Below are 6,183 nucleotides of genomic sequence, written 5' to 3' on the forward strand. Positions count from 1 at the left end.
GGTGCCTTATTCCATACTGCTTTTTATAGCTTCGTTAATGTCTTGAATTTTAATATTTTTATAGAAGTAATTTAGAATTTCTTGATATGTTTTTCCTGAATTTGCAAGATTCATTGCAGCATATTGGCTCATTCCGACACCGTGGCCATATCCACCGCCAAATATGGTTATACTTTTAATTCGTGTCTGACCATATATTCTATCTATTATAAAGAATGGTGAAGGAAGACTTTTAATATTTTTAAGTTTTAACCCAGAAATAGTTTCAATATCAAATTCCTTTGGAGTTATGATAAATTTTATATTTGAAGGACCAATTATTTTATACTGTTTATTATCGGTAATTATAATCATTTCCTGTGGAACTCCGCTTTTGCTACGCTTTGATATATAAATATCCTTAATTTTTCCTATACCTTCTTCGGATAATGTTGCCTTTTTATATATGTTAAGGAACCATTTTTCCTTAATGTTATCCGGATCCTTTAAATATCTATTATATATATTTTCGCTTACTGCTTTATTTAGTTCACTATAATCGATGGACACCTTCCACCTAAAATAAGGAGAAGAGGAATCGATAGCTTTAACGGTCCAATCCTTGAAAAATTTTGAGGCATTCTCTTCTGAGGATATTTCGCTTATAGTTTGGTCAGTAAAATTATTAAAATCTAAGTATGGCTTTGGATTGTAATTTTTAACCTCTTGATAGACCTCATCATAGGCTGCACCTAAACCGCAGGAGGTTGAATAATATTTAGCGTCTATGATTTTTCCATCATAAGTTAAAACTTCTCCTTTAGTTTCTTCTATGGCTTTAATACAAAGATCGTTTGTAGGTCTTTCGTTATAAACTTGGCTTTGCGTTGTATCGTCTATATTAAAACCATGTTTTGAAAATCTTCCACCAAGTATTTCAGATAGGGCATAGGTCCTTGCTGCCACCGACTGAACCTTATATCCTTCTATTCCGCCGTATCCAGGCATTTCAGATGGGACGACGTATTTTAAATAATCCTCTATATTTATTTCGTTTATAATTCTAAGGCTTTTGTCCTTTAGGAATATTTCTAAATTTCCATAATATTCGGGAGTATATCCGTTTTCTCTTTTTAAGGATGTAATAAACACAGGATTTTCAGATGAAATGAAAATCCTTTTATCGGTTATTATCATGTCCTTTCTTTTTTGATAAGAATCTTTAGGAGATTCAATAAGTATTTTTATTTTATTGCCTAATACTCTAAAGCTTGCAGTTTCTTTTTTCTTAACATCTATTTCAAAGTCCTTAGAATATATCCTAAAGCCTTTTTTGGATGTAATTGTAATAAGGTTATGGTCATAGGAGGAAAAGTTATAGGTTGATAGACCAACTCGTATTTTATCTATAATAGGGAATTCGGTAAGGATAATTGCTTTAATAGTATCTTCATCCAATATAAATTGATAACTCGATTGGCCAACTATTAAAAAGCTTTTTTTGGCTAATTTATAATTATCGTTGTCTTTTATATAATAATTTATATTTTGGGATATTTTATATATAGTGTCATCGATATTTATATTATTTATATCTTTAGAATATACCTTGCCTGATATTGATTTCAAAGGCTTAAAATAGACAGTTCTAATCCCCTTTAACTTTATCTTATAAGCTGCCGCATCGATAAAATCCTTTTTCTTTATGTTTACCCATTTTATGTTTTTATCATAAATTATTTTTAATCTGTAATAATTTTTAAGTTCCTTTTTTTCTGCAACAAGACCACAATCGATGTCAACTGGGAAAAAAAATAGAAAATATGCAAGGATTGATAGCAAAATAAATGTTAATGGGATTATATATCTTAAAGGACTTTTGCTTTTCCTTTTTCTTCTCATATCATCACCTCAAACTTTTACTGTATTTATTTTACAATAATATTTTACTTTATTAAAGGGAATTTTTATTGTTGTTTATAAAAAAAAATGCTAAAATAATTTTAGCCTACATCCTTTTGGAGTGGGACTTTATAAAAAGAGGTGTTTTATATGAAAATCGGTTTTATTGGCGCTGGAAAGGTAGGTTCTGCCTTTGGACGCTATCTTTATGAAAAGGGTTTTAAAATTACAGGGTATTTTAGCAGGACAGAAGACTCAGCAAGAAAGGCTGCTGAGTTTACTAAGTCTAGTGTTCTTTCAATTCAGGAACTTGCAGAGGAATCAAACTACATATTCATAACAACACCGGATGGTGCCATATCAGAAGTTTGGGAAAATCTTAAGAAATTCAATATCAAAGGAAAGAAAATATTTCACATGAGTGGATGCCTAAGTTCTGATGTTTTTAATGGAAGCAGGGACTTAGGCGTAGATTCATATTCTCTTCATCCCTTATACCCCTTTACAGATAAAAATTGTTATGACAAATTGAATAAAGTTATATTTTCCTTAGAAGGGGAAAATATAGAGAATATAAAGGAATTTTTAGGCAAGTCAGAGATAAAATATTTTCTTTTGAACAAACAAGATAAGGCAAAGTATCATGCAGCGGCAGTTTTTGCGTCAAACTATTTAGTTGCCATATCAAAAATTGCTAAAGATTTACTTTTAGAATGTGGAATCAAGGAAGAATTTATTATAGATGCTATTTATCCCTTGATGGAGGGGGCCCTTTTAAATATAAAGGAAAAGGGGATAGAGGATGCCTTGACGGGACCTATTGTTAGAGGGGATTATAAAACGATAAATATGCATTTAAAGAGTTTAAGGGAGTATAAGGATATTTATAAAAAACTCGGACTTGTTGCCCTTGGTATTGAAAGGGAGAAATCTTGTGATGATGAAAAGGCAAAAAATCTTGATGAAATAGAATTTTTACTAAGGAGTGAAGAAATATGAAAAGGACAGTATCAAGTTTTAAAGAAGCAAAACAAAAGGGACAAAGGCTTACTATGCTTACGGCCTATGATTATTCTATGGCAAAACTTATAGATGAAGCAGGGATAGATGGGATTTTAGTTGGTGATTCATTGGGTATGGTGGCTCTTGGATATGAAAACACCTTATCAGTTACCGTCGATGATATGGTTCATCACATAAAGGCAGTTGCAAGAGGGGCGAAAAATGCCCTTATAGTTGGGGATATGCCTTTTTTATCCTATCATATATCAATTGAAGAATCTATAAAAAATGCAGGAAGGTTAATTCAAGAAGGAGGATGTCATGCTGTAAAACTAGAAGGTGGAATTGAGGTTTTAGATAAGGTAAAGGCGATAATAAAGGCTCAAATTCCGGTTATGGGCCATATTGGATTGACTCCTCAGTCGGTAAATATGCTTGGGGGATTCAAAGTTCAAGGAAAGACTAAGGAGAGTATAAAAAAGCTCATAGATGATGCAAAATACTTAGAAGACGCAGGAGTTTTTGCGATTGTTTTAGAGGCAGTTCCAGATGAGGTTGCAAAATTAATTACGGAATCCATATCAATCCCTACTATTGGAATAGGTGCAGGTAAATACTGCGACGGACAAATACTTGTTGTTAACGATATGCTGGGACTTTTCAGCGACTTTGTTCCTAAATTTGTAAAAAAATATAGAAATCTTGGCGATGAAATTAAGGGAGCAATAAAGGAATATATTGAGGAGGTTCGAAGGGGAGATTTCCCAGAGGATTCTCACTCATTTAAAATAGACAAAGACATAGTGGAAGAAATAAAAAGGCTTTATTAGGAGGTTTAAGGATGGAAATAATAAGAAGTGTAATAAAAATGCAGAATAAAGCAAAGGAGCTTTTAAAGGAAGGAAAAACTATTGGATTTGTTCCTACCATGGGATATCTTCACGATGGACATAAAAGCCTTATAGAAAGGGCACGAAGGGAAAATGATATTGTTGTAGTAAGCATTTTTGTTAATCCCACTCAATTTGGCCCTAATGAGGATTACGATAGATACCCAAGGGATGAGGAAAGGGATAAAAAAATATGTGAAGCAGCAGGATGCGATATAGTGTTTATTCCCGAGAGGGAGGATATGTATGGAGAAAACTATTCAACATACGTTGAAGTTTTAAACTTAACTGAGGGGCTTTGTGGTGCCTCAAGGCCAGGACATTTTAGAGGCGTTGCAACGGTTGTAACTAAGCTTTTTAATATTGTAAAACCAACAAGGGCATATTTTGGGCAAAAAGATGCTCAGCAGCTTGCGGTAATTAAAAGAATGGTAATGGATTTGAATATGGATGTAGTAATAGTTCCTTGCCCTATAGTTAGGGAAGAGGATGGCCTTGCTATGAGTTCAAGGAATACCTATCTTAATGAAGATGAAAGAAAACAAGCCCTTGTTCTTTATAAATCCCTAAAGCTTGCGGAGAAAATGATAATAGATGGTGAAAGGGATGTAAAAAGGATAAAGGATGAGATGGTAAATTTAATTAAAACCTCAAAGGATGCTGTAATAGATTATGTGGAATTTGTCGACAATCAAAATTTAAAGCCTGTAGATAAAGTAGAAGGAGAAGTTTTAATAGCTCTTGCAGTAAAGATTGGAAAAACAAGGTTAATAGATAATACAGTTGTTAGAGCATAAGGAGGATGACTATGCTTTTAAATATGTTAAAATCTAAGATACACAGAGCTACTGTCACTGAAGCCAATTTAAACTACGTAGGAAGTATAACCATAGATGAAGATCTTATGGATGCGGTAGGAATATTGGAAAATGAAAGGGTCCAAATAGTTAATATAAATAATGGTAAAAGGCTAGATACCTATGTAATTAAAGGTGAAAGAGGTAAAGGAGATATCTGCCTTAATGGAGCAGCCGCAAGGCTTGTTCATCCAGGGGATAAGATTATAATAATGGCCTATTGCTTTGTTGATGAAAAGGAAGCAAAAAACCTAAAGCCTAAGATTGTTCTTGTTGATGAGAATAACAAAATAGTAGAATTCTTACATGAGGAGCCTAAAAAAATAGTTTAAGCACCCCTTAGGGTGCTTTTGTTATATCTAGGTGAAAATTTTTTATCCTTTCAATTTCCTCCTCCTTAGCTCCCAAAAGATATAAAGCCTTAAAAATATATTCATCTGCCTTTTCAGAGTAAAATTCAGGTGATGTTGCGACTGTTATAAGGTCGATATTTTCAAAATAGGGAAGCTTATCAAAGGTTAATACAAAATAATCTATAGTTTGTTCACCAACCCTTGTTAAAACATCAAAGGTATAGTGGATTAGATTTTCTTCAACTACTAATGATTTTAAGAGATTTTGAGGGACAAATTTTTTGTAGACCTTCTCGTCCTTTAAATCATATGAATTATCAGGAACAACCCAGTAAATTTCATTTATAAAACCGTCCCTGATGGCATACCACATATAGTCGTCGCAGTTCATATCTAAATCCCTTAATAGGGTAAGATCCTTTTGTTTATTTCTATAAAGGTCGCTGTGGGCATCGATGTGGATTACGGTATTATTTGTAGTTCTTTTTATCCACCAATATGTGTAGGACTTTTTATGGTTTGTAAAAAATTTTTTTTCCTTTGAGTTTAGCAAACCATGGTTTTGTAGGTTGGATACAAAGTTATAAATATCATCTATAAAACAGCCTTCACCTTTATATAATCTTTTGTTGTTTTCACCTTCTTGTTTTATGGGTTTTATTAGAAAATCTAAATCTATATCAACATAAATTCCCATTTTTTCACCTCTTTAGTAGTTGATTATAGCCTTGAGCATAATTTAAAGACCTTGAAACTACTAGCCCGTTAGGACTAAATTTTTTTTATCACTCAAATATATTTCATAGGATTTCCTCCATTTTTGCCGAATTATATTTATATATCAACATAAACTTAGCAACAAAAAGGAGGAAATCTCTATGTATCAACGTCAAGAAATTTTTAACATTATTGAACTCTTTACTTCTCAAAAACTTATTAATTTCTATACAAAACTATTTGAAAATCTTGATTTATCTCCTTTACCTGATAGGCTCCCCTCTAAATACGGTCCTACCGGTTATTCTCGCCATGCTCTCTTTAGAGCCTTCATCGTTATGAAATGTGAGAAATTTGCTCAAATTACTGATCTCAAAGATTTTCTAGAAAACAATTTAATCATTGCTAAACTTTGTGGCTTTGATATTCTTAAACCTTTACCTTCTTACTCTGTTTTCGAAGATTTATTAAAATCTTTCTAAC

At 32.5% G+C, this 6,183-nt stretch carries 7 protein-coding genes; 5 read left to right on the plus strand and 2 right to left on the minus strand.

The features are described 5' to 3' along the window. Window positions 1-6 precede the first annotated feature (6 nt). A complete protein-coding gene (locus tag CAAU_RS04820; protein ID WP_008908308.1) occupies window positions 7-1,881 on the minus strand; it encodes a SpoIID/LytB domain-containing protein in 1,875 nt (624 codons plus the stop codon). A gap of 150 nt (window positions 1,882-2,031) precedes the next feature. Here CAAU_RS04820 and CAAU_RS04825 point away from each other — a divergent pair, with 150 nt between their 5' ends. The 4 genes from CAAU_RS04825 to panD are packed head-to-tail and all read left to right on the plus strand — an operon-like array spanning window position 2,032 to window position 4,962. Beyond that, on the plus strand, window positions 2,032-2,880 hold the full coding sequence (locus tag CAAU_RS04825; protein ID WP_008908309.1) for a Rossmann-like and DUF2520 domain-containing protein: 849 nt from the start codon (window positions 2,032-2,034) through the stop codon (window positions 2,878-2,880). Further along, entirely contained in the window at window positions 2,877-3,713 is an 837-nt protein-coding gene (panB, locus tag CAAU_RS04830; protein ID WP_008908310.1) for a 3-methyl-2-oxobutanoate hydroxymethyltransferase, read from the plus strand. The genes CAAU_RS04825 and panB overlap by 4 nt, the downstream gene beginning before the upstream one ends. 11 nt (window positions 3,714-3,724) lie before the next feature. Further along, a complete protein-coding gene (panC, locus tag CAAU_RS04835) occupies window positions 3,725-4,570 on the plus strand; it encodes a pantoate--beta-alanine ligase (protein ID WP_008908311.1) in 846 nt (281 codons plus the stop codon). Window positions 4,571-4,581: 11 nt separating this feature from the next. Then, on the plus strand, window positions 4,582-4,962 hold the full coding sequence (gene panD, locus CAAU_RS04840) for an aspartate 1-decarboxylase (protein ID WP_008908312.1): 381 nt from the start codon (window positions 4,582-4,584) through the stop codon (window positions 4,960-4,962). Window positions 4,963-4,969: 7 nt separating this feature from the next. Here panD and CAAU_RS04845 read toward each other — a convergent pair whose 3' ends face one another. Continuing rightward, entirely contained in the window at window positions 4,970-5,680 is a 711-nt protein-coding gene (locus CAAU_RS04845; protein ID WP_008908313.1) for a hypothetical protein, read from the minus strand. Between the two features lie 181 nt (window positions 5,681-5,861). On the opposite strand from CAAU_RS04845, the gene CAAU_RS04850 reads away from it, so the two are divergent. Next, the gene (locus CAAU_RS04850) at window positions 5,862-6,182 is read left to right on the plus strand and encodes a transposase (RefSeq protein ID WP_156792038.1); all 321 of its coding nucleotides are present in this window, start codon (window positions 5,862-5,864) and stop codon (window positions 6,180-6,182) included. The last annotated feature ends 1 nt before the right edge of the window (window position 6,183 follow it).

The organism is Caloramator australicus RC3, assembly GCF_000297115.1.
Lineage (GTDB): Bacteria > Bacillota > Clostridia > Clostridiales > Caloramatoraceae > Caloramator > Caloramator australicus.

Excerpts from the sequence above, each read along its gene's own strand:
- panB (WP_008908310.1), top strand. The coding sequence starts at position 2,877 with ATGAAAAGGACAGTATCAAGTTTTAAAGAAGCAAAACAAAAGGGACAA.
- CAAU_RS04845 (WP_008908313.1), bottom strand. The coding sequence starts at position 5,680 with ATGGGAATTTATGTTGATATAGATTTAGATTTTCTAATAAAACCCATA.
- panD (WP_008908312.1), top strand. The coding sequence starts at position 4,582 with ATGCTTTTAAATATGTTAAAATCTAAGATACACAGAGCTACTGTCACT.
- panC (WP_008908311.1), top strand. The coding sequence starts at position 3,725 with ATGGAAATAATAAGAAGTGTAATAAAAATGCAGAATAAAGCAAAGGAG.
- CAAU_RS04850 (WP_156792038.1), top strand. The coding sequence starts at position 5,862 with ATGTATCAACGTCAAGAAATTTTTAACATTATTGAACTCTTTACTTCT.
- CAAU_RS04825 (WP_008908309.1), top strand. The coding sequence starts at position 2,032 with ATGAAAATCGGTTTTATTGGCGCTGGAAAGGTAGGTTCTGCCTTTGGA.
- CAAU_RS04820 (WP_008908308.1), bottom strand. The coding sequence starts at position 1,881 with ATGAGAAGAAAAAGGAAAAGCAAAAGTCCTTTAAGATATATAATCCCA.